Origin of the sequence: Novosphingobium sp. NDB2Meth1 (genome assembly GCF_900117425.1) — a bacterium.
Lineage (GTDB): Bacteria > Pseudomonadota > Alphaproteobacteria > Sphingomonadales > Sphingomonadaceae > Novosphingobium.
The window spans coordinates 742,566-763,853 of sequence record NZ_FPEH01000011.1 but is presented as its reverse complement, the minus strand read 5'-3'; the positions used below and the strand labels follow the sequence as shown (position 1 = coordinate 763,853).

Sequence of the window (21,288 nt, the reverse complement as noted above, 5' to 3'; positions counted from 1 at the left end):
AAAATTGTGATCACATGGCGGCATGGCAGCAACAGGCCCACTCGCCGATGACGATGCGCGCACCTTGCACCAGCAGGTGCTGGCACGGCTGCGCGAGAATATCCTGCTCGGGCGGATCGAGCCGGGGCAGGCGCTGACGATCCGGGGGCTGGCGGCGGAGCTGGGGGTGAGCGCCATGCCGGTGCGCGAAGCCCTGCGCCAGCTGGTGGCCGAGCGCGCGCTGGAGCTGATGGACAACCGCCGCGTGCGCATCCCGCCGATGACCATCGAGCGCTTCGAGGACCTGATCGCGGCGCGGATCGTGCTGGAAGCCGAAGCCGCGGCGCGGGCCATGCCCTATGTGACGGATGCCTTGATCGCGCGGCTGGAAGCGGAGGATGTGGCGATCAACGCAGCGGTGGCGGAGCGCGACTATGACCGCTGGATCGGCGCGAACTATGCCTTTCATTCAGCGCTTTACGGGGCGGCGGGGCAATCGGCGTTCCTGCCGTTGATCGAGAGCCTGTGGCTTCAGGTGGGGCCGTTCCTGCGCCGGGCGATCCGGACCATTTCGGGGCACTATACCGTCGACCGGCACAGCGAGGCGCTGGCGGCGCTGCGGCGGCGCGATACGATGGCGCTCAGGATCGCGATCGAGGCCGATATCCGCGACGGGATTGCGCATATCGGCTCCACGCTGATCCGGAGCGAGGCGCTGGGGGCGACGGTTGTGCAAGGGACCCTTCGTCCTTCGACAAGCTCAGGATGAGCTCAGGGTGAGCGAGTTTTTGGGGAAGCACCAAGTTAACGCGGGGGACACTATGGCATGAGCGAGCAGCAGAGCCTGGCTAAGGGCGCGCTTTCGGCGCTGGAATCGACGATCATGGGGATCGCGGGGACATCGCCCGCCTTCACCGTCGCGGTGACGACAGGCACGATCTATGCCGCGATCGGGCCGCTTTCGGTCGGGAGCCTGCTCTACAGCGGCGTGATCATGCTGGGCATCATGTTCGCTTTCGCCAAGCTCAACCGGGTGATGCCCGATGCGGGCGCCGCGTTTGCGTGGGTGGGCAAGGTGTTTGGCCCGACCTGGGGGTTCTTTGCCGGGTGGGGCCTGATGGTCGCCTCGGTGGTGTTCATGGTTTCCGCCACGCTGCCCGCCGCGACCGCGACCTTGCTGCTGCTCGCGCCCGATCAGGTGGAGAACACGCCGCTCGTCACCGCCATCGCGGCCATCTGGCTCACGCTGGTGACATGGATCGTGCTGCGCGGGATCAAGCACGCCAGCACCGCGCAGGTGACGGTGACGGTGATCGAGGCGGTGATCGTGGTCGCGCTGCTGGCGGCGGCGGTCTACTGGTTCGGCAGCCATCCCGCGCATGTGCCTTCGGCGGCATGGGTCTCGCCCGCCTCGTTTACGTTCAAATCGTTTGCCGATGGGGCGATTGTCTCGGTTTTCTTCTACTGGGGCTGGGACGTGACGATGAACCTCGGCGAGGAGACCGAGCCGGAGGACGCCTCCAAGGGCGCGTTCTGGGCGATGATCAACCTCATCGTGTTCTTCGTGATCCTGATGACGGTGGTGCTGATTGCCCTCAGCGACAAGGAGATCGCCGCAGCCAATACCAACGTGCTCTATGCGATCTCGGCCAAGATCTTCCCCGCGCCGTGGAGCTATCTGGTGGTGCTGGCGACAGTGCTGAGCACGGTCGGCGCGCTGGAGACGCAGATCCTGCAGTTCAGCCGCAGCATGTATTCGATGGCGCGCGCGGATGTCCTGCCGCCCTTCTGCGCCGCCGTGCACCGTGATTGGCAGACTCCCTGGGTTGCAACGCTGGTGATCTGGGCGCTGGGGCTCGTGCTCCTGTTCGGCGCTTCTTACATGCCGTCTGTCGCCGAAATCCTGCAAAGTTCGATCGAGGCGATTGGCCTCCAGATCTGTTTCTACATGGGGCTGACCGGTTACGCCTCGGCCTGGCATTTCCGGACGTTGCTGCGGACGGACCTGCGCGAGGCATTTACCCATGTTATCATGCCGTTGATCGGCGCGCTGTTCATGACCGGGGTCGCCGTATGGGTGATCCCGACTTTCAGCCAAGCGGTTCTTGTCGTGGGGATCGGCGGTCTGTTGTCCGGCTTTCTGCCGCTGCTACTGTGGGCGGCGTGGAAGGCATGGGTGAGACGGCCTGTCGCAACCTGAGACCCCGGTCTTCGTTGCAAAATATGCCTAGACATTAACCGCATGTTCGCTCCGGACTGCTAGGCCTGCAGGCCGGAGACCGAGGTTTGAACGACGAATCCTTTACCATGCGGCCGGGGAAGCCCTTGCTCCCCGGAGCCGGCGGGGCTGGTGCCAGCTTTGCCGTGCTGCCGTGGCGCGCGTGGGGTTCGGCGGAGGCGCGCGCGGCGTGGGATGCGCTGAGTGCGCGGGCGAGCACGCCCAATCCGTTTTTCGAGACGTGGTATTTGCTGCCCGGTCTGGGGCGGTTCGATCCCTATGGGCGCGTGCAGATCGCGGCCTTGATGCAGGACGCTGCGCCGCTGGGGCTGCTGCCGCTGCAGCGGGCGCGGCGCTATGGGCGGCATCCGCTGCCGCATCTGGCGGTGTGGCTCCATGCCAATGCCTTTCTGGGGGCGCCGCTGGTGGCGGAAGGTGCGGAGGAAGCGTTCTGGGAAGCGCTGCTCGATTGGGCGGACCGCCATGCCGGTACGGCCGCGTTCCTCCATCTTGCTGCCTTGCCGCTGGATGCGGCGCTGACCGAAGCCTTGCAGGCAGTCGGCGCGCGGCAGCGGCGGCAGGTCGAGCTGGTGCACCGCGAGGAGCGCGCGATGCTGTCTTCGCCGCTGGGGCCGGCGGCCTATCTGGAGCATGCGCTGCCGGGCAAGAAGCGCAAGGAGCTGCGCCGCCAGCAGGCACGGCTGGCTGAGCAGGGCGAGCTGCGCGTTGTCCGTCGCGACGATGAGACCGGGATCGGGCTCTGGATCGAGACGTTCCTGGCGCTGGAGGCGCTGGGTTGGAAGGGCGCTGCGGGGAGCGCGCTGGCCTGCGCGGGAGAGACCGCTGGGCTGTTTCGCGAAAGCATGGCGGCGGCGGCGGCGCGCGGGTGTCTCGAGCGGTTGAGCCTCGAGCTTGATGGGCGGCCGATCGCGATGCTGGCGACCTTGATTTCGCCGCCGGGGGCGTTTTCGTACAAGACCGCGTTCGACCAGCGCTATGCGCGGTTCTCGCCGGGGGTGCTGCTGCAACTCGAGAACCTGGCGCTGCTGGAGCGGCCGGGGGTGCGCTGGGCGGACAGCTGCGCGGCGCCGGACCATCCGATGATCGATTCGCTGTGGCGCGAGCGGCGGGGGATCGGGCGTTTTTCCATTGCGATCGGCGGCGCTGCGCGGCGGGCGCTGTTCGGGCGGATCGTGTCCTACGAGCTGTCGCGCAATCCGCAGGGGCTGGGCTGAAGCGGCGGAAGTCGTGTCGGCATCCTTCGACAGGTTCAGGATGAGCGGGTGGGGGGTGTGACCCGTCGTGCAAGAGTCGAGGCGGCAGCTTTGCGTTGACGCAAACGTCAGCTTGGGCAATGCCGCCCCGCATGAGCGACGCACCCGAGAGTTCCGATCCCGCGGCATTGGTCGATGGCCTGCTGCGGCTGCTTGATGTGGCCGACGAGGGAGATGACCATTTTGCCGGGGCGCGCAAGCCCGGCGGGGTGGGCCGCGTGTTCGGCGGGCAGGTGATCGGTCAGGCGCTGGCGAGTGCCGAGCGCACGGTGCCCGAGGACCGTCCGGTCCATTCGCTCCACGCCTATTTCCTGCGCGGCGGGAACGAGGATTTCGGCATCGATTTCGAGGTCATGCGCGATCTCGATGGCGGCAGCTTTGCCAACCGGCGCGTGGTGGCGAGCCAGCAGGGCCAAGATGGCACTCCAAGGCCCATTCTCACGATGGTCGCCTCGTTCCACAAGCGTGAGCCGGGTGTGGAGCATGCGGAAGCGATGCCCCAGGTGCCCGCGCCCGAGAGCCTGCGCAGCGAGGCGGAACTGCGCGCGGAATATGCCGACAAGGTGCCCGAGCGCCTGCGCAAGCAGATGCTCACCCCGCGCCCGATCGAGCTGCGCCCGGTGGAATCGCGCCACTGGATGGGCGGCCCCCCGCGCGAGCCGTTGTCGCACACCTGGATGCGCGCGGTGGCGCCGCTGCCGGATGATCCCAAGCTGCACCGCGCGGTGCTTGCCTACGCGAGCGACATGACCCTGCTCGGCACCGCGACCCTGCCGCACGAGATCAGCTGGTCCAAGGGCAACATGATGGGCGCCAGCCTCGACCATGCGATCTGGTTCCATGACGACTTCCGCGCCGATGAATGGATGCTCTACGTGTGCGACAGCCCCTGGGCGGGGCGCGCGCGCGGGTTCAACCGGGGGCGTATCTTCACCCGCGAAGGCAAGCTGATCGCGAATGTGGCGCAGGAAGGGCTGATCCGGCCGCTTGCCAGGAAGGCCGAGGGCTGAGCTATTTCTTGCCCGCCGGGCAGTTGACGATGGCTTCGAGCAGGGTGGCTTGCACCAGCGACGAGGAGACCATCGTCAGCAGGCGGTCCGTGTTGGTCTTGTCGCCCAGCGAAAGCACGATGGCATCGAAGGCCTTGCAGCGCTGCAAGGTGGTCATCCCGGCGCCGTACTGGTTGCCGATCATCGTGAGATAGCGGTCATAGGGATCGGTGCGGCGCGAGACTTTGGTGGCGGGCTTGGCGGGGGCAGCGGGCGTGGCGGCTGCGGCGGCGGTGCCTAGCGCCGCCTTGCGCGGTTTTGCCACTGTCGCGCCGGCCATGGCAGCGGGCGAGGCAAGCGGGCGCTTGCCCGGTGCGGCTTTGGCGGCGGCCAGTTTGCCCGGTGCAGGCTTGCCGGCCGCGGGTTTGGCCTGCACCTCGGCTGCCGGTGTGCTGGCGGTCATGGCGGGCGGCGCCGCGCCGGGGGCGGGCCTGGTGTTGAGGCTGCGCAAGTAGGCGGCGACGCGGTCGTTCGCGCTGGTGAACATGGTGCGGCGCGCGGTGGTCATGCCATCGAGATGATCGGCAATGGGCACACCGACGTGGCGGCAGCGCACCGCGACACCCATCATCATTGTCTGGAATTCGACGAGGCGGGCGGCCTGCACCGTCGCCGCATCGGGACAGACCGTCTCGGCTGCCGCCAACTCTGTCGCGACCGGGGCGAGCACGAGCACCAGCGCTCCGGCCAGCCCGGCGGGGCGGGAATACCGGGGGGCGGTCACGGCTGTCTCGGGGCCTCGCACGCCCGGATCGGCACGGCCATCAGCGTGCTGAAGGCGCTGACCAGAATCGACTGGGCGGTGAAGGCAGCGGCGGCGACAGGGCTGTAGGACTGCGATTCGGCGGCTACCGCATTGATCGGGTTCGTATCGCCCCGCAGCTGGTTGGTATCGTAAAGGTCCTGCAGCTGGCGCATGTAGGCGATCGTGGCGTCGTTGTTGCGCTTCGCCGCCTCGACCGCGGCGACGTAAGCGCTGTCGTGGAACGCGTTGCGCGCTTCTGCCGAGCAGAAGCTGGATGGGAAGATCAGCGGCGGGATCGCGGCAAGCTGCGGGCGCGGCGGCAATTTGAAGTCCGGCGGCAGCAGGCCGACCGCGATGGGATGCGGATCGGTCGCCGGTGTGGAGGTGAGCGAGAGCTGCACGGCATCGGGCACCGCCACGGCTCGCCCGCCTGCTTCGATCCTGCCCGTCTCGACCCTGCCCGTCTCGACCCTGCTCGTCTCGATGAGGCGTGGCGGCGAAGCGGACGGCGTGGCCATCGGCGTCTGGCGCAATGCCAGCGAAGCCTGCGGTTCAGGCAGGGTGGAGGGGTTGAGCGGAGCGGTAGACGGGGCCGGAGTGACCGCGCCGGCAGGTACAACTTCGGCTGCGTCGACGATCGGTGCAGGCGTGACGGCGCCGAGGCGCTGGCTGTCGCCCAGTGCACCGAGCAGGCGGCGCAGGGCATCGCTGTCGCTGCTTTCCGGTTCCGGCTCCTGCGGGAGAGTTGTCACATAAGGTGCCGAATCCGGATCGGGCTTCGGAACCGAAGCGACGTTCGGCGCGGGCAGCGGTGCCGAGCGCGAGGCTCGGGAAGCGAGCTGCTGCTTGATGGGGGGCGTCGCAGAAGGTTTGGCGGCAGGTGTAGAGGCGGCCAGGTGCGGTGCGGTGACGGGTGCGGGGGGCGGCGGCACAGGTGCGGGCGGCGTTACCGCGGTGACGACGGCGGCTGGCACGATCTGCGCCTGAGCCGGAGGCGTCGGCAGGACCGGTTGCTGGGCGGGGGCCGGAACCGGCGCGGGCGTCGCCGGGGCCGCAAGCTGGCGCAATTTGGCCAGCTTGACGCGCGCGACGGTGGCAAATGTGCCGGTGGGGTACTGCGCCAGATAGGCTTCGTAGAGCGCAGGATCGCTGCCGCTTTCGACCGACTGCCAGAAGGTCAGTTCGAACTGTGAGCCGACCCCGGTGGCGGCCACGCCTTGCGCCAGTGCCGAGGTCGCGGTGGATAGTGCCAGCGCGGCACAGGCAGCAACGAACGGCATTGGCACATGCCACACCTGTGCGTGACCGCCTCCGGATGCCTTCCTGTTCACCGTGCCCCTCGGTTCGCCTGTCGCTATCCGCGATAGGTAAGTGGCCTTAACACACGAAAGTAAAGATTCGAAGTCGATATGGCCCATTGCGCGCCAGGATGCCTTCCCCATCGGGCAGGGGTTATTGAACCGGCGCCGCACAAGGGCGTAGCGGCACGGCCATCATCGCATCGAACTGGCGAACCAGCGCGGCCTGCACCGAATAGGCGCGCGCGGCCTCGGCCTGATAGGCGCGGGCTTCGGCGGCGATGGCGTTGAGCACAGCCGTGTCGCGGCCGAGCTGCCCGCGGTCATACGTCTGCTGGAGCTGGCGCAGATAGGCGACGGCGGCTTCGTTGTTGCGCGTCGCGACTTCCACCGCCGGGCGATAGGCATTGTTGTGGAATTCGTTGCGCGCATCGTTGCTGCAGAAATAGGCGGGGAGGACAACCTCGGGCACCGGGATCAGGAACGGGCGGCCCGAGGCGTAGCTGACGGCAGGCGTGACGGCAGGCGTGAGCGCTGCGGCCGGTGCCTGGAGCGGCTGCGCGGGAGCTGCGGCGACGACAGTCGGCTGCGGGGCGGGTTCGCCATTGGCGGCGCGCAATTGCGCCAGCAGGCGGGCCATCGGCGAAGGAGCGGCTTCGGCCAGAGCGACGGGGGCTGCGGCCGGGGCAGGCGTGACGACCGCGGCGGCCGGCGTTGGCGCAAGCGGGGCTTCGGCCGCAGGCATGGTCAGTACCGCAGGCGCGGGCTGTGGCGCGGGAACGGGAGCGGCGGTGGGCGCCGCAGCGGGGGCGGTGGCGGGCTGCACGGCCATTGCGCGCTGGATCACGGCGATGCGCGCGCGGGCAAGGCCGCTGAAGGTGCCATCGGGATAGCGCGCGAGATAGGCCTCGTAGCTCGCGACATCCTCGCTGCCGGTGACGGATTGCCAGAACGTGAGCTCGAACGCGGAGCCGACGCCGTTGGGCGTGGAGGACGCCGCCGGGGCGGCGGTCTGGGCGGCGACCGGCGGGGCGGTGACGGCGATCAGCGCGCTGACCAGTACCGGAGCGATCAGGCGAAAGCGGTTCATGCGCATCACGGGCTCCCCATAGGACGGGTGACGGCCCGTTCCGCGGCTCGCCATCCCTTGGCATTCTCCCTTTGACAGCAGGTTAGAAGCGAATGGTGGACGAGCGCCCAAAGCTTGCGGTTAACCCGAAAGTCACCGTGTTTCGGGGCGAATTATGCGCCGGGGTGGTAGAAATCGTAGACGGCCTGCGCGACGGCGCCGCTGACCCCGGGGGCGCGCTGCAAGTCTTCGAGGCTGGCGGCGCGCACCTTTCCGGCGGTGCCGAAGTGGAGCAGTAGCGCGCGCTTGCGCGCCGGACCGATGCCGGGCACCTCGTCGAGCGGGCTGGCGGTGATCGCGCGGCTGCGCTTGGCGCGGTGCGCGCCGATGGCGAAGCGGTGGACTTCATCGCGCAGGCGCTGGAGGTGGAACAGCACAGGAGAATTGACCGGGAGCATCTTCTCGCGCCCATCCATGAAGTGGAACACCTCGCGCCCTTCGCGCCCGTGGTGCGGCCCCTTGGCGATGCCGATGAGCGTGACGTCCTCGATGCCCATGGCCTCCAGCGTCTCGCGCGCGGCGGAAAGCTGGCCCTTGCCGCCGTCGATGAGCACGAGATCGGGCCACATCCCGGCCTCGCGGTCCGGATCGTCGTCCTGCGCTTTTGCGAAACGGCGCTGGAACACTTCGCGCATCATGCCGAAATCGTCATTGGTCTGCGCGGTCTTGATGTTCCACTTGCGATACTGGCCGGTCATGAAGCCTTCCGGCCCCGCGACGATCATCGCGCCGAGCGCATGGGCGCCCTGCACGTGGGAGTTGTCGTAGACTTCGACGCGCTGGGGCGGTTCGCCGAGTTCGAGGAATTCGGCCATTTCGCGCCAGGTGCGCGCCTTGGTGCCGCTTTCGGCCATGCGCCGCTCAAGCGCTTCGACCGCGTTGCGCTGGGCTTGTTCCATCAGGCGGCGGCGATCGCCGCGCTGGGGGACCGAGATTTCGACCTTGCCGCCCGCGGCGCCGTGGAGCGCTTCGGCGAGGAGGTCCGCCTCGGGGAGCTCGCGGTCGACGAGGATCAGGCGCGGCGGGGGCACTTCCTCGTAGAACTGGGCGAGGAAGCTGGTGAGGACCTCGGGTTCCTCCAGCCCCTCGGTATGGCCGGGGAAGAAGGCGCGGTGGCCCCAGTTCTGGCCGCCGCGGATGAAGAAGGCCTGCACGCTGATCTGGCCGCCTTTGCTGGCCATCGCGAACACGTCCGCATCCCCGACGCCTTCGGCATTCACCGCCTGACTGCCCTGGATGAAAGTAGCGGCGCGGAGGCGATCCCGCAGCATGGCGGCGCGTTCGAAGTCGAGCGCTTCGGCCGCCGCGCTCATCTGCGCCTCGATCTCCTTCTGCACCGCGCCCGATTTGCCGCCGAGGAAGTCCTTTGCCTGCCGCACAAGCTCGGCATAGTCCTCCTCGCTGATGCGATCCACGCAAGGGGCCGAACAGCGCTTGATCTGGTAAAGCAGGCAGGGCCGGTCGCGCCGCGACATGTAGCCATCGTTGCAGCTGCGCAGCAGGAACAGCTTCTGCAGCGCGTTGATCGTGGTGTTGACCGAGCCGGCGCTGGCGAAGGGGCCGTAGTAATTGCCCTTGGCGCGGCGCGCGCCGCGGTGCTTGCTGATGCGCGGGAAGGCGTGATCGGCGCGCAGGAGAATGAAGGGGAACGATTTGTCGTCGCGCAGCAGCACATTGTAGGGCGGGCGATAGCGCTTGATCAGCTGCGCCTCGAGCAGCAGCGCCTCGGCCTCGGAATTGGTCGTCACGATGGTCATCGAGCGCGTCTGGCTGACCATGCGCTTGAGCCGCTGCGGCAGGCGCTCGACTTGCGTGTAGTTGGCGACGCGGTTCTTCAGCGCGCGCGCCTTGCCGACATAGAGCACATCGCCGCGCGCATCCTGCATGCGGTAGACGCCGGGCTTGGGCTTGAGCGTGGCGACGACTTCGCGGATGGCGGCGACGCCGCGCTCGATGTCGGGCTGGTCCGAGCCGCGCACCGTATAAGTCGCCTTGTCCTCGTTGAACCGCTCCGAAGCCTTGGGCAGCAAGGGCTCGGGCACTTGCGGGCCGGAGTGGTGGTCAGGGGCAGGGGGAGGGGTGCGGCGCGCCATGGCAAGGCCGGAGATAATGCTTCGGCCCGGGCTTGGGGAGGGGCGGCGGGCAGATATCCCCGCGCGGAAATGTGGCTTCTAGGGGTATCCTGCTAGGACCATCTCAACGCTCGCATAATCTCTTCTGGCGCATGCACACGCGCATCATGAGCCCGCAGCCCTCCCAGTCGATCATCCCGATGCCGCGCATCACCGGACGCCGCGCGACCCCCCGCGTGCGGCTGTTTATTCCGGCGACGGTGCTGCTGCTGCACGGCAAGGAGAATTGCCTGCTCGATGATCTTTCGCAGGCGGGCGCGCGGGTGACGATTGCGGCCAGGCTGCCCGGTGTCGGCGCCGGCGTGGTGCTGGAAGCCGCCGGGCTCGACGTGTTCGGCACGGTAGTCTGGTCGCAAGGAGCGCGCTTCGGCATCCAGTTCGAGGAGCCGTTGCCGCTGCACGAAGTGGTCAACGTGCGCCACCACGCCGATGCGCGGGCACGGCAGGAAGCGGCGAATGTCCAGCGCCATGGGCGCAGCCCGCTGCAGGGCCGCCCGCGTCTGCGCCCGTTCTCCTGATCAGAACTGCTTGCGCAATTCGATGCTGAACACGCGGCCCTCGGGATTGAGGTAGCCGCGCTGGTAGCGCAGCGGGGTGGCGCCGGTCTGGTCGGTCACTTTCTGCACGGCATCGAACACGTTGTTCACGCCGAAGGCGACGCGGGCGCCCTTGAAGAACGGCGCGCGGCCGATGAGATTGCCCATGCGGCCGAGGTCGATGAAGCCGCGCAGATTGAACGTCGCCAGATCGCCGAAATCGAGGCGCGAGGCTCCGGGTACGCCTGAACCATCGACATGGGTGCCGCTGGCGTAAGTGCCTGAAATGCGAAGGCCGAAACCGCGATAGAAGCCGCCGCCCTCCAGCGTCGCGCTGCTGCGCGAGATGCCCGCGCCGGACAGGGCATCGCCGTTCAGCAAATCGAGCACGCGGCTGCCGGGAACGATCCGCGCGGTCTCGTCAAGCTCCTGCGTGTAGGCGAGGCTGAGGTTCCAGTGTCCGCGTCCGTCACCGCCGGGGCCGCCACGCCCGCCGCCGCCCCCACCGTTGCCGGGACGTGCCCCGCCGCCGGGCCTGCGCATGCCGGCAAAGGCGCTGCGCCGGGCATTGGGATCGGGCTTGCCGAAGGGGCCGCCGAAATTGAGGCTGGCGCGCAGGCGCGAGCCGGTTGTCTCGGCAAAGGTCACCGCGCGCTGATCGACGCTGACGATGCGGCCGGTGGCGTCGCGGGTGACGCGGCCGGGGAATGCAGCTTCGACATCGGGGGTCAGCAGCGGGAAGGCATTGGTCGTATCGAGCGAGCGATTGCGGAAGTATTCGAGCAGCAGCGCGGATTCCTTGCCGATCGGCAAGTCCCAGTTGGCCGAAAGCTTGATGTCGCGCTGGCGTTCCTTCTTGAGCGCGGGGTTGCCGCCGGTGATCACGGTGGCAAGCACGCTTTCCCCGCGCGTGAAGTCAAACAGCGCGACGCCGGTGGTGATCGTGACCGGCGCGCCGAGGTCGGCAAGGCCAGGCGCTTTCTCGCTCGCGATGTAATTGGCGGCGAAAGTCAGCTTGGGCGTGACGCCCCAGGTGATCCCCGCGCCATAGGCAGTGAGGCCGCCGAAGTCGGACACGTTGTGCACCTCGGCGTTCACGTTGAGCGAGATGTCGCCGAGCTTGCTGCCGAAGTTCTCGCGGCGGCTGGTGATCGGCAGATCGAGGCTGAAACCGGCCTGCGCATCACCGCGCCGGAGATTGGCGGGGGCGGCGAGCTGGCGTGAATCCGAGGAGCGCAGGCCATTGTAGGCAAAGCCCGCCTTGAGCGTAAGCGCGGTCTGCCCGCCGGGGAGGCGCAGCGGCGATCCGGTGACGGTGGCGAGCGTCGTTGCGGTATCGGACTTGCTGCGGGCGATGCCTTGCGGGGTGGGCAGGATCGCATCGACGGGCAATGTGCCGAAGGGCGAGAGCGAGCCCTGATCGACCAGCGTCTGCAGCCCCGAAAGATCGGCGCGGGCATCGATCGTGGTGGTCGTGTTCACATGGCTGCCGTCCGTTGTCCATGCGAGCTGCCATGCGCCGACGGGCAGGTTGAGCGAGGCGCCTGCGGAATATGTTTCCGCGACGGTGCGACTGGCGAGGGGGGCAGGGAGCAGCGTGGTACGCTGGACCAGGCTGCCGTCGGGCGCGGTGAGGACGATACTGTTGAGCCCGTTGAGGCTGCGATTGTCGTTGCGCTGGATAAGGCCGTTCAGCGTCAGCGATGCGCCGGTGCCGAGCGACTTCGCATATGTGCCGTTGAGGATGGCGCTGCGCTGATCGGCAAGGAGCGTGCGGTAGTCGCCTTGCCTCGGATCTATCAGCCCGGTCTGCGCGCCGCTGACGGCAGGCTGGACAATCCCGCGCTCGGCCTCGGTGAGCGGCGAGCGGCGTTCGAGTGTGCCGGTGAGATTGAGGCGGCTGCCCTTGTCGATGCGGGTGAGCGTCAGTTCCTCACTGAGATCGCTGAATCCGCCCGCGCCGGGGAGCTTGGCCTCGGTCTCGGTGCCGAAGCTGCGGAACTTGTCCTTGAGGATGAAGTTGACCACGCGCTGGTCGGGCCGGAAGCCGTATTTGAGCGCGACTTCCTCGGGCAGGACTTCGACGCGGCGGATCGCTTCGGGCGGAATCGAGCGGATCTCGCGGAAATTGGCGATGCGCAGGCCGTTGAGCAGGACCGACGGCGCCCCGTCGCCGCGCCCGCGTCCGGTGCCTGTCTGCGGGGCGAGCGCGGCGAGCAGCGACTGGAGCGAACTGGCGCCATAGGCCGCGATATCCTCCTCGCCGAGCGTGACGATCGGCGGCGCCGCGGTCTCGACCTGACCGCGCACGCGGGTGGCGACAACGACGATGTCACCGTCGGCATCGATGGTCCCGTTGGTGCCGCCCACCGCCACCGGCGCATCGGCCTCGGCGGGCGGGGCGGGTGCGGTTTGCGGCCCGGTCGCAGCGAGTGCGGAAGCCGGGAGCAGGGCAAGTGCCAGCGCGGCGGAGCTTTGCGGCAGGGCCATCGAACGTATCCTGTTGGCGAGTCGGGATTTCCGGCCCGGTTGCTGGTTCCAACCCCCGCGACGGTCCTAGGGCCGCCCATAAGCGCCCGACAATGACCCTTTCGTATCAATTTGTCGCAGCGCAGCAATTGCCTTCGCGCTTTTCTTTTTGCGCCGAGATCGCTATGCGCCGCGCGCAAGGGCGCTTCTGGCGCCCGCAATGCGTGCATGCACCCAAGCGAAAAAGGCAGACGACCCCGCCTATGGCGAAAGAAGAACTCCTCGAGATGCGCGGCCAGGTGGTCGAACTGCTCCCCAACGCGATGTTCCGCGTGAAGCTGGAGAACGAGCACGAGATTCTGGGCCACACCGCCGGCAAGATGCGCAAGAACCGCATCCGCGTGCTGGTGGGCGACGAGGTGCTGGTCGAGCTGACGCCTTATGACCTGACCAAGGGCCGCATCACCTACCGCTTCATGCCCGGCCGTTCGGGTCCTGGCGGTTTCTGAGCTCGCTGCGGCAGCAGTGCCGCCCGCTTCCGAACCACCCGCGCTGGTGCTGGCATCGGCCAGCCCGCGCCGCCGCGAGTTGCTGGCCCGCCTTGGCGTGACTGCGCCGCGCATTCTCGCCACCGACATCGATGAAACCCCGCTGTCCGGCGAACTGCCACGCAATCACGCGGTGCGCCTCGCTGCCGGGAAAGCGCGTGCCGCCGCTGCGCTGGAACCCGAGGCGGTGATCCTTGCGGGCGACACCGTCGTGGGTGTCGGGCGGCGCATCCTGCCCAAGGCCGAGGACGAGGCGACGGCAAGGCGGTGTCTTGCGCTGCTCTCGGGCCGCCGCCACCGCGTGTTCTCCGCCATTGCCGTGCTCTCGCCCGACGGCACGCTGCGCGAGGCGCTGAGCGAGACGATCGTGCGCTTCAAGCGGCTCGAGCCCGCCGAGATCGAGGCCTATATCGCCGGGGGCGAGTGGCACGGCAAGGCGGGCGGCTATGCCATCCAGGGCAGCGCGGAAGGCTTCTGCGCGTGGCTGGCCGGGAGCCATTCGGGCGTTGTCGGTCTGCCACTTTACGAGACGCGCCGTCTTCTGCGCGCGGCGGGGCTGGCGATTGCCTGAGTGGCTGATCGAGGCGGGGATCGGCGAAGAACGCGCGATCCTTGTCGAACAGGGCGAGATACTGGCCGCGCGCATCCTGTGGGATGAACCTTGGCGCGCGGGCGCGGTGACGGAGGCGCGCCTCGTCGGCCGCATTCCCGGCACCCGCCGCACCGTGGTGCGCCTGCCCGATGGTAGCGAGGCTTTGGGCGAGGGGTTCGATCCTGCGCTGACCGAGGGGCGCCCGGTCATGGTCCGCGTGACCCGCTCCGCGATTGCCGAGAGGGGGCGCACCAAATTGCCGCAGGTCCGTCCCGCGGCGGGTGAGGCGCTCAAGCCTGCGCCGTCGCTGCTGGAGGAGCTTGCTGCCGGGCCTTATCCGGTGCGGGACGTGCCGGTGCATGGCCGCGCCTTTGCCGAAGCCGGGTGGGACGATCTTGTCGCCGAAGCACTGACCGGCGAAGTAGCGTTCGCGGGCGGCAACCTTGTCGTCAGCCCGACCCCGGCGATGACCCTGATCGATATTGACGGCCCACCGCCGCTTCCCGCGCTGGCGCTGGCCGCGGCGCCGGCGATTGCCGCGGCGCTGCTGCGCTTCGATATCGGCGGGTCGGTGGGCATCGATTTCCCCTCGCTTGCGGACAAGGCGCAGCGCCGCGCGGTCGATGAGGCGCTGGTCGCTGCGCTGGAGGCCGCAGGCTGGCAGGGTGAGCGCACCGGGATGAATGGCTTCGGCTTCGTCCAGCTGGTTGCGCGGCTGGAGCGACCTTCGCTGGTGGCGCGCTTCGCCAGAGCGCCTGCTGCAGCAGCAGCGCGCCGCTTGCTGCGGCAGGCCGAGCGCGTGGCCGAGCCCGGCACCCTGCTGCTCACCGCGCACCCCGCCGTGCGCCGCGCGATGCTGGCGGAATGGGAAGCCGAACTCGCCCGCCGCACCGGCCGCCGTCTGCAATGGCATGAAGACGCAGCTCTTGCGCCCGCCGCCACCTTCGCGCAGGCAGTGGCCGCATGACGACCCCCGCCGCTCCCATTCGCCGCTGCCCGATCTGCCGCAAGCCGCGCAGCGCTGAATACGCCCCGTTCTGCTCCCCCCGCTGCCGCGACCGCGATCTCGTCAACTGGCTGGAGGAAGGCTACACCCTCCCCGGCCCGGTGCACGATCCCGAGGGCGATGTAGACTGAGGCAAGATGGCGCGATTTCGTCATCAAGGGGCTGGACAAGCCGCCACGCCTTCGCCATAGGCGCCCTTCCAACGCGCTGAGGCCCTATGGCGGCCTTGCGAAACGATGCCCGGGTAGCTCAGTTGGTAGAGCACGTGACTGAAAATCACGGTGTCGGCGGTTCGACTCCGTCCCCGGGCACCACTTCCGAGAGCTGAACTTTCAACAGCATCGATTGTTTGAGCAGGCTGGAAGCCCGCGCCTAGGTTGCGGCACATCGCATGATTTCGCCGGTCGGCCGTCAATACGGTCCGTCGGGCTGCAGGTCGGTCTTGCTGAGCCGCAGAGGCGAGATCGATCGACGAGAAGCGCGGTCCCGATCTCAGCGTGGCAGGGCGGCCAGTGAGGCGCGCAGGCGCGGTGCTGCGAAATCGAGGAAGGCGCGCAGCTTGAGCGGGAGGAGTGCGGGGCCGGTGTGGACGAGGTGCACCGGGATCGACCGGCCGACATAGGGCTTCAGGATTTCCACCAGCCGCCCGTCACGCAATGCAGGCGCGGCCTGGTAGGAGGTCATCCGCGCGATGCCGAGCCCCTCGCTCGCCGCCTCGACTAGCGCATCGGCGGTGTTGACGCCGAGCCGCGGGCGGATCTGCAGCGGCGTTCCTTCCGCTTCGCCGGAAAAGTTCCAGGTACGCGAGGCCTGCAGGCCCTCGAACGCTAGGCAATCGTGCGCCTCCAGCGCGGCGGGCGTTTCGGGCAGGCCGCGCTCGGCGAGGTAGCGCGGGCTGGCGACCGTGATCCAGCGGACCTCGCCCACGCGCATGCCCACCAGACCGCTGTCGGGCAGACGACCCAGCCGCGCGGCAACGTCGACATGGTTGTCGATCAGATCGACGACCGTGTCCGCCAGCACGAGCCGCACATCGACCTTGGGATAGGCGCGCAGGAATTCGAGCACGACCGGGAGGATATGGAGCTTGCCGAAGGCGATCGGCGCGGTGACGAGCAATTCGCCGAGCGGCTCGCGGTATTCGCCCGAGGCAGCGCGTTCGGCCTCGTCGAGCTCGATCAGCAGCCGCCTGGCGGTGTGGACGAAAGCTTCGCCCGCATCGGTGAGCAGCAGCTTGCGCGGGGTTCGCACCAGAAGCTGGGTGGTAAGATGCTCTTCCAGCTCGGAAATCTTCCGGCTCACGGTGGACAGCGGCATGCGCAGCGTGCGCGAGGCGGCGGACAGGCTGCCGCCATCGACAGCGGCGACGAGCGTGCGCAGGGCATCGAAACGGTCCATGGAGCCTTCCATCCGGCGGGAGCCAAGTTCCCGATCTTATCGAATACTCGGCGATAACGGAAGGGTCTAGGTCCTCTTCAGCGGCGGCGATGGCCCCGCCACACACCTGAAAAGGAACGGACGCATGACCCAGACCACCTACAAGACCGCGACCGTTGGCGGCCGCAAGATCTTCTACCGCGAGGCCGGAGACGCCGCGCTGCCGACGATCGTGTTGCTCCACGGCTTCCCCACCTCGAGCTTCATGTTCCGGAACCTGATCCCGCTGCTGGCGGACCGGTTCCACGTGATCGCCCCCGATTATGTCGGCTTCGGCCAGTCGGACGCTCCGTCCGCGACCGAGTTCGACTACACCTTCGACGACCTTACCGCGCATGTCGCGGGCCTGATCGATGCACTCGGCCTCACCTCGTACATCCTCTACATGCAGGACTTCGGCGGCCCGGTCGGCTTCCGCCTGTTCGCCCAGCGCCCCGAAGCGGTGCGCGGCTTCGTGATCCAGAACACCAATGCCTACACGGCGGGCGTGGGCGAACCGGCCGCGCAAGTGTTCCTGCCGCTGTGGGAAAACCGCAATGCGGAAACCGAAGCGGCTGCGCGCGGTTTCCTTGCCGCCGGGACGACGCAGTTCCAGTATCTGGTCGGCGCGCGCGATGAAGCCGCGATCAGCCCGGACAACTGGACCCATGACCAGGCGCTGCTCGATCGCCCGGGCACCGATGCCTACATGCTGGACCTGCTCGATGACTACAAGACGAACGTCGCCGCCTACGACAGCTGGCACGCCGCCTTCCGCGCGCACAAGCCCAAGACGCTGATCACGTGGGGCCGGGGCGATCCGTTCTTCACTCCCGCCGGTGCCGAGGCGTTCCTCGCCGATCTGCCGGACGCGAAGCTCGTCTGGCTCGATAGCGGCCACTTCGTGCTCGACGAGAATGCCGAGACCGTCGCCGCCGAGATCATCGACACCTTCGCGGCCTGAGTACCTCCAATCCGCTCAACCAACCTCACAGTTCAAGGAGTTCCATCATGATCAAGAAGACCCTGTTCCTCGCCATCGCGTTCGCCGTTGGCAGCGCCAGCCTCGCTGCCGCACAGGATGCCCCGCGCCCCGTGCACGAAGGCCCTTCGGTGAGCATCCCCGTCGACCAGATCTCTTTCTTCGGTTCGGGCGTGAAGACCGACAAGGGCGAACTGCAGGCCGGCCCGGCCTATGGCGATCTCCAGCACGGCCGTCACGGCACCTTCATCCATATGCCGGCCGGCTTCGTCAGCCCGGTCCACACCCACACCGAGGACTACTTCGCGGTGGTGATCAAGGGCGTCGGCGCCAACCAGCTGCCGGGCGGCAAGATCATCCCGCTCGCCGCCGGTTCGTACTGGTTCCAGAAAGGTGAGGAAGCCCACGTGACCCAGTGCCTCTCGAAGGAAGACTGCGTGTTCTTCATCGTTCAGCCGGGCAAGTTCGACTACGTCCCGGCCAAGTAAGGCGGCGCGGGTGGCCGGCAGTCCCATGAGGCTGCCGGCCAATCTCCCTTTTTCCCGAGACTTCTCATGACAACCATGCCCGCTTCGCGCCCCACGGCGCGCGTTGCCCTTGTTACCGGCGCCAGCCGCGGGATCGGCCGCGGCGTTGCCATTCGCCTCGCACGCGATTTCGGCACGGTCGCCATCGTGGCGCGCAGCCGGACGATGCTGGCCGAGACCGCCGCCGCGATCTGTGCCGAGGGCGCCCGCGCGATTTGCATCGCCCGCGACTTGCGCGAGCCCGATGCTCCGGCAGCCGCAGTACGCACTGTGCTGACCGAGACCGGACGGATCGATGCGCTGGTCAACGTGGCCGGCGCGGTGCCGCAGAAAGACCTTTTCGCGCTGGGCGACGCTGAATGGGACGATGGCCTGGCGCTCAAGTTCCATGCCGCGCGTCGTCTGACGCTGGCGGCGTGGGGCGCCCTCAAGGCCAGCGGCGGTTCGGTGGTGATCACCTCCGGCACGTCCGCGCTGGCGCCCAAGCCCGAGTTTGCCGCCGTCGGCGTGATCAATGCCGCGATTGCCGCGCTCGCCAAGACCTTTGCCGAGCGGGGCCTGAAGGACGGCGTGCAGGTCAACAGCCTGCTGCCCGGCGCGATCCTCACCGACCGCCGGCGCGCGATGTTTGACCGGCTGGCCGAAGTCGAGGGGCTCGAACCGGCCGATGCAGCAGCCGGGTTTGTCGCCAAGGCCGGGATCGCCCGTCTCGGCCTGCCCGAAGACATTGCCGAAGCCATTGCGTTCCTCGTCTCGCCGCCCGCGCGCTGGATCACCGGCATCGCGCTGCGCGTCGACGGGGGCGAAACGAAAGGAATCTGACCATGCGCCCTTCCGGTTACCTGACGCGGCCCGACTACCGCATCGACCTCGTCCCGCTGCCCGTCGTGGTGCAGGCGCGGACGCCCTCGCGGCTCATCGCGGCAACCCGCCATGCCGTGCGGCTGGACGAGCAGAACCACGAGCCGGTGGTCTATTTTCCGAGCGCGTCGGTCGACTTCACCGCGCTTGTCCCCATGCCGGGGCGCACCACGCATTGCCCGTACAAAGGCGACGCGCGCTACTGGGCGCTGCCTGAGGCACCCGATGTTCCTGTCGCGTGGAGCTATCCGGAGGTCTATCCCGAGGTTGCCGGGATCGCCGGGATGATCGCGTTCTACGCCGAACGGATCGCAGTAAGCCTGTAACCGGTGACCGCTGCGAAAAAGGAAAGGGGCTGCCGACGCGTGCCGGCAGCCCCTTCGCGTGTCCAGCGGCGGCCTACTTTGCGGCCAGCTGCTTGTCCTCGTTGGCGCGCTTGATGATGTACATGCGGATGGCTTCGGCATCGGCGGGTTTCAGCACTGCCTTGAACGAGACCATACCGTTCTGGTGGAGCTGGCCGCCGATCACGATGGCCTTCAGCGCGTCGGCCGAGGCGATCACGCCGGAGTGGCGCAGATCCGGGTTGAGCGCGCCGGAAATGGCGGCGTCACCGTGGCACATCGCGCAGTAGCGGCCATAGAGCTGCCCGCCATGCGTCGCCTGCGCCTGCGTGCCAGTGAACGGCGGCGGATCGAGCACCATCTGGTTCATCGGCGGCGGCTCGGGGAGCTGGCCCTTGGCGCCGAGCTTGAACACCAGCAGCCGGCTGATGTTGCGCGCCGCGCCGCCCTTCCTGGCGAGCACGCCGGTGGCAACGTCCCACACCCCGCCCCAGCCGGCGAGGATCGCGACATATTGCTCGCCGTCGATCGTGTAGGTCATCGGGGCGGCGATGATCCCGGTCTGGGCGGGGAACGACCACAGCTTCTCGCCCTTGTCGGCGGTATAGGCGACGAATTCGCCGCCCGAAGTACCCTGGAACACGAGGTTGCCCGCGGTCGACAGCACGCCGCCGTTCGACGGGCCGGTGAGCTCGATCTTCCAAGCGGGCTTGCGGTTGGCCACGTCCCACGCAACGAGCTGGCCCTTGGTCGCCGCCTTGGCGCCTTCCTGGATCTTGAGGTTGGCGGGCATCGAGACCGCGTAGCCATCCATGCCGATCTTCCAGCCGATCGAGGTGGGCTTCCAGTCCTTGGCCGCGAGATAGGGCCAGCCAGCAAGATTGGTCGGGATATAGAGATAGCCGGTCTTCGGGCTGTAGCTCTGCGGTTGCCACGAGTGCGCGCCGACCGCGCCGGGCAGGCTGACGAAGGCCTTGCCGGTCTTCTCGTACTTCGCGTCAGGATTGATGTTCGGGCGGCCGGTTTCGGGATCGAGCCCGGTCGCCCAGTTGACCGGTACCCATGGCGTGCCGGAGAGGAACTTGCCGGTCTTCACGTCGAGCACGTAGACATGGCCATTTTTGGGCGCATGCATTGCAACATGGCGCTTTTCGCCGTTGATCGTGACGTCGGCGACGGTGATCTGCTGGTCGGAATCGAAGTCCCAGCGGTCTTCCGGGGTTTCCTGATAGTGCCATGCGTACTGGCCGGTATCGGCGTTCACCGCGACGATCGAGGAGGTGTAGAGGCTGTCACCCGCGCGGCCGTTCGCCGCCGGATTCCACGGCTCGGCATTGCCCGTGCCGAACAGGACGAGGTTGGTTTCGGGGTCATAGGTGATCGAATCCCAGACGGTCCCGCCGCCGCCGAGTTCCCACCACTTGTTGCCCCAGGTCTTCGCTGCTGCCTCGTGCGCCGCCTTGTTCACGCCCTCGGCGCCGAAGCCCTTGGCCGGGTTGCCGGGCACGGTGTTGAAGCGCCAGACTTCCTTGCCCGTCTCGGTATCGTAGGCGGCGATATAGCCGCGGGCCATGTATTCGGAACCGGCGGCGCCGATCAGCACGCGGCCCTTCACGATGCGCGGCGCCCCGGTGATCGTGTAGTCGGTCTGGTTGGGCACGGTGACCTTTTCCCAGAGCACCTTGCCGGTCTTCTGGTCGAGCGCCAGCAGGCGGCCATCGAGCGCGGCAACGAACAGCTTGTCGCCATAAAGCGCGACGCCGCGGTTCACCGCATCGCAGCAGGCGCGGTAGAGCGTGGAGCGCGGCACTTTGGGATCGAAGGCCCAGAGCGGCTTGCCGGTCTTGGCGTCATAGGCCTTCACCATCGACCAGGCGGTGGTCACATAGAGCACGCCGTCATGCACCAGCGGCGTCGCTTCCTGCCCGCGCGCCGAGTCCATGTCCGCGTACCAGGCAAGGCCGAGCTGATCGACGTTGTATTCGTTGATCTGCTTGAGCGGGGAAAAGCGCTGCTCGGCATAGTCACCGCCATAGGTCAGCCATTCGGCCCCAGGCACGCCGCGCAGCATCGCTTCGGTCACCGTCGCCATCGCGCCCGGCACTGCAATAGCTCCCGCCGCCAGCGCCAGACTGGAAGCCAGCCCAAACTTTCGCACAAACGAAATGCGCATACCTCTATCC

Annotated in this window: 20 protein-coding genes and 1 tRNA gene; 14 read left to right on the top strand and 7 right to left on the bottom strand. The window is 67.9% G+C overall.

Annotated elements, in window-relative coordinates; genetic code table 11:
- Positions 1-22: 22 nt before the first annotated feature.
- From NDB2M1_RS03915 to NDB2M1_RS03900, 4 genes are all read left to right on the top strand, one after another.
- A complete protein-coding gene (locus NDB2M1_RS03915; protein WP_072379673.1) occupies positions 23-748 on the top strand; it encodes a GntR family transcriptional regulator in 726 nt (241 codons plus the stop codon).
- Positions 749-805: 57 nt separating this feature from the next.
- On the top strand, positions 806-2,179 hold the full coding sequence (locus NDB2M1_RS03910) for an APC family permease (RefSeq protein WP_072379671.1): 1,374 nt from the start codon (positions 806-808) through the stop codon (positions 2,177-2,179).
- 86 nt (positions 2,180-2,265) lie between these two features.
- Positions 2,266-3,432: a GNAT family N-acetyltransferase gene (locus tag NDB2M1_RS03905; RefSeq protein ID WP_253185753.1), complete on the top strand. Its 1,167-nt coding sequence runs from the start codon at positions 2,266-2,268 to the stop codon at positions 3,430-3,432.
- Between the two features lie 131 nt (positions 3,433-3,563).
- Positions 3,564-4,481: an acyl-CoA thioesterase gene (locus NDB2M1_RS03900; RefSeq protein ID WP_054120768.1), complete on the top strand. Its 918-nt coding sequence runs from the start codon at positions 3,564-3,566 to the stop codon at positions 4,479-4,481.
- A gap of 1 nt (position 4,482) precedes the next feature.
- Here NDB2M1_RS03900 and NDB2M1_RS03895 read toward each other — a convergent pair whose 3' ends face one another.
- The 4 genes from NDB2M1_RS03895 to uvrC all read right to left on the bottom strand — a co-directional run bounded on the left by NDB2M1_RS03895 (position 4,483) and on the right by uvrC (position 9,785).
- On the bottom strand, positions 4,483-5,244 hold the full coding sequence (locus NDB2M1_RS03895) for a hypothetical protein (protein WP_143146604.1): 762 nt from the start codon (positions 5,242-5,244) through the stop codon (positions 4,483-4,485).
- Positions 5,241-6,545, bottom strand: a complete 1,305-nt coding sequence (locus NDB2M1_RS03890; protein ID WP_072379665.1) for a hypothetical protein — start codon at positions 6,543-6,545, stop codon at positions 5,241-5,243. Before NDB2M1_RS03890 ends, NDB2M1_RS03895 begins: the two co-directional genes overlap by 4 nt.
- Positions 6,546-6,717: 172 nt before the next feature.
- Positions 6,718-7,653: a hypothetical protein gene (locus NDB2M1_RS03885; RefSeq protein WP_072379663.1), complete on the bottom strand. Its 936-nt coding sequence runs from the start codon at positions 7,651-7,653 to the stop codon at positions 6,718-6,720.
- Between the two features lie 152 nt (positions 7,654-7,805).
- The gene (gene uvrC, locus NDB2M1_RS03880; RefSeq protein WP_171955312.1) at positions 7,806-9,785 is read right to left on the bottom strand and encodes an excinuclease ABC subunit UvrC; all 1,980 of its coding nucleotides are present in this window, start codon (positions 9,783-9,785) and stop codon (positions 7,806-7,808) included.
- A gap of 146 nt (positions 9,786-9,931) precedes the next feature.
- Here uvrC and NDB2M1_RS03875 point away from each other — a divergent pair, with 146 nt between their 5' ends.
- A complete protein-coding gene (locus NDB2M1_RS03875; RefSeq protein WP_171955311.1) occupies positions 9,932-10,342 on the top strand; it encodes a PilZ domain-containing protein in 411 nt (136 codons plus the stop codon).
- Here the strand turns inward: NDB2M1_RS03875 and NDB2M1_RS03870 are convergent, their stop codons facing one another.
- Positions 10,343-12,850, bottom strand: a complete 2,508-nt coding sequence (locus tag NDB2M1_RS03870; RefSeq protein ID WP_072379657.1) for a porin family protein — start codon at positions 12,848-12,850, stop codon at positions 10,343-10,345.
- Positions 12,851-13,092: 242 nt separating this feature from the next.
- Here NDB2M1_RS03870 and infA point away from each other — a divergent pair, with 242 nt between their 5' ends.
- The 5 genes from infA (at position 13,093) to NDB2M1_RS03845 (ending at position 15,289) form a co-directional block, all read left to right on the top strand.
- Positions 13,093-13,338, top strand: coding sequence for a translation initiation factor IF-1 (gene infA / locus NDB2M1_RS03865; RefSeq protein ID WP_054120758.1), 246 nt, complete (start codon positions 13,093-13,095; stop codon positions 13,336-13,338).
- Positions 13,339-13,354: 16 nt separating this feature from the next.
- The gene (locus NDB2M1_RS03860; protein ID WP_072379655.1) at positions 13,355-13,948 is read left to right on the top strand and encodes a Maf family protein; all 594 of its coding nucleotides are present in this window, start codon (positions 13,355-13,357) and stop codon (positions 13,946-13,948) included.
- Positions 13,941-14,936 (top strand): ribonuclease E/G, encoded by a 996-nt coding sequence (locus NDB2M1_RS03855; protein WP_072379653.1) that lies wholly within the window; start codon positions 13,941-13,943, stop codon positions 14,934-14,936. The genes NDB2M1_RS03860 and NDB2M1_RS03855 overlap by 8 nt, the downstream gene beginning before the upstream one ends.
- Entirely contained in the window at positions 14,933-15,106 is a 174-nt protein-coding gene (locus NDB2M1_RS03850) for a DNA gyrase inhibitor YacG (protein ID WP_072379651.1), read from the top strand. Before NDB2M1_RS03855 ends, NDB2M1_RS03850 begins: the two co-directional genes overlap by 4 nt.
- 107 nt (positions 15,107-15,213) lie before the next feature.
- Positions 15,214-15,289 (top strand) — tRNA-Phe (locus NDB2M1_RS03845).
- Between the two features lie 178 nt (positions 15,290-15,467).
- Here NDB2M1_RS03845 and NDB2M1_RS03840 read toward each other — a convergent pair.
- Entirely contained in the window at positions 15,468-16,373 is a 906-nt protein-coding gene (locus tag NDB2M1_RS03840; protein ID WP_072380107.1) for a LysR substrate-binding domain-containing protein, read from the bottom strand.
- Between the two features lie 124 nt (positions 16,374-16,497).
- On the opposite strand from NDB2M1_RS03840, the gene NDB2M1_RS03835 reads away from it, so the two are divergent.
- The 4 genes from NDB2M1_RS03835 to NDB2M1_RS03820 all read left to right on the top strand — a co-directional run bounded on the left by NDB2M1_RS03835 (position 16,498) and on the right by NDB2M1_RS03820 (position 19,087).
- Positions 16,498-17,355 carry an alpha/beta fold hydrolase gene (locus NDB2M1_RS03835; protein WP_072379649.1) on the top strand — a complete coding sequence of 286 codons (858 nt, stop codon included), beginning with the start codon at positions 16,498-16,500 and terminating at the stop codon, positions 17,353-17,355.
- A 47-nt stretch (positions 17,356-17,402) separates the two neighbouring features.
- On the top strand, positions 17,403-17,861 hold the full coding sequence (locus NDB2M1_RS03830; protein WP_072379647.1) for a DUF4437 domain-containing protein: 459 nt from the start codon (positions 17,403-17,405) through the stop codon (positions 17,859-17,861).
- 66 nt (positions 17,862-17,927) lie between these two features.
- Positions 17,928-18,722 carry an SDR family oxidoreductase gene (locus NDB2M1_RS03825; protein WP_253185752.1) on the top strand — a complete coding sequence of 265 codons (795 nt, stop codon included), beginning with the start codon at positions 17,928-17,930 and terminating at the stop codon, positions 18,720-18,722.
- Positions 18,723-18,724: 2 nt separating this feature from the next.
- Entirely contained in the window at positions 18,725-19,087 is a 363-nt protein-coding gene (locus NDB2M1_RS03820; RefSeq protein ID WP_072379645.1) for a DUF427 domain-containing protein, read from the top strand.
- A gap of 73 nt (positions 19,088-19,160) precedes the next feature.
- Here NDB2M1_RS03820 and NDB2M1_RS03815 read toward each other — a convergent pair whose 3' ends face one another.
- A complete protein-coding gene (locus tag NDB2M1_RS03815) occupies positions 19,161-21,278 on the bottom strand; it encodes a PQQ-dependent dehydrogenase, methanol/ethanol family (RefSeq protein WP_072379643.1) in 2,118 nt (705 codons plus the stop codon).
- Between the last annotated feature and the right edge of the window lie 10 nt (positions 21,279-21,288).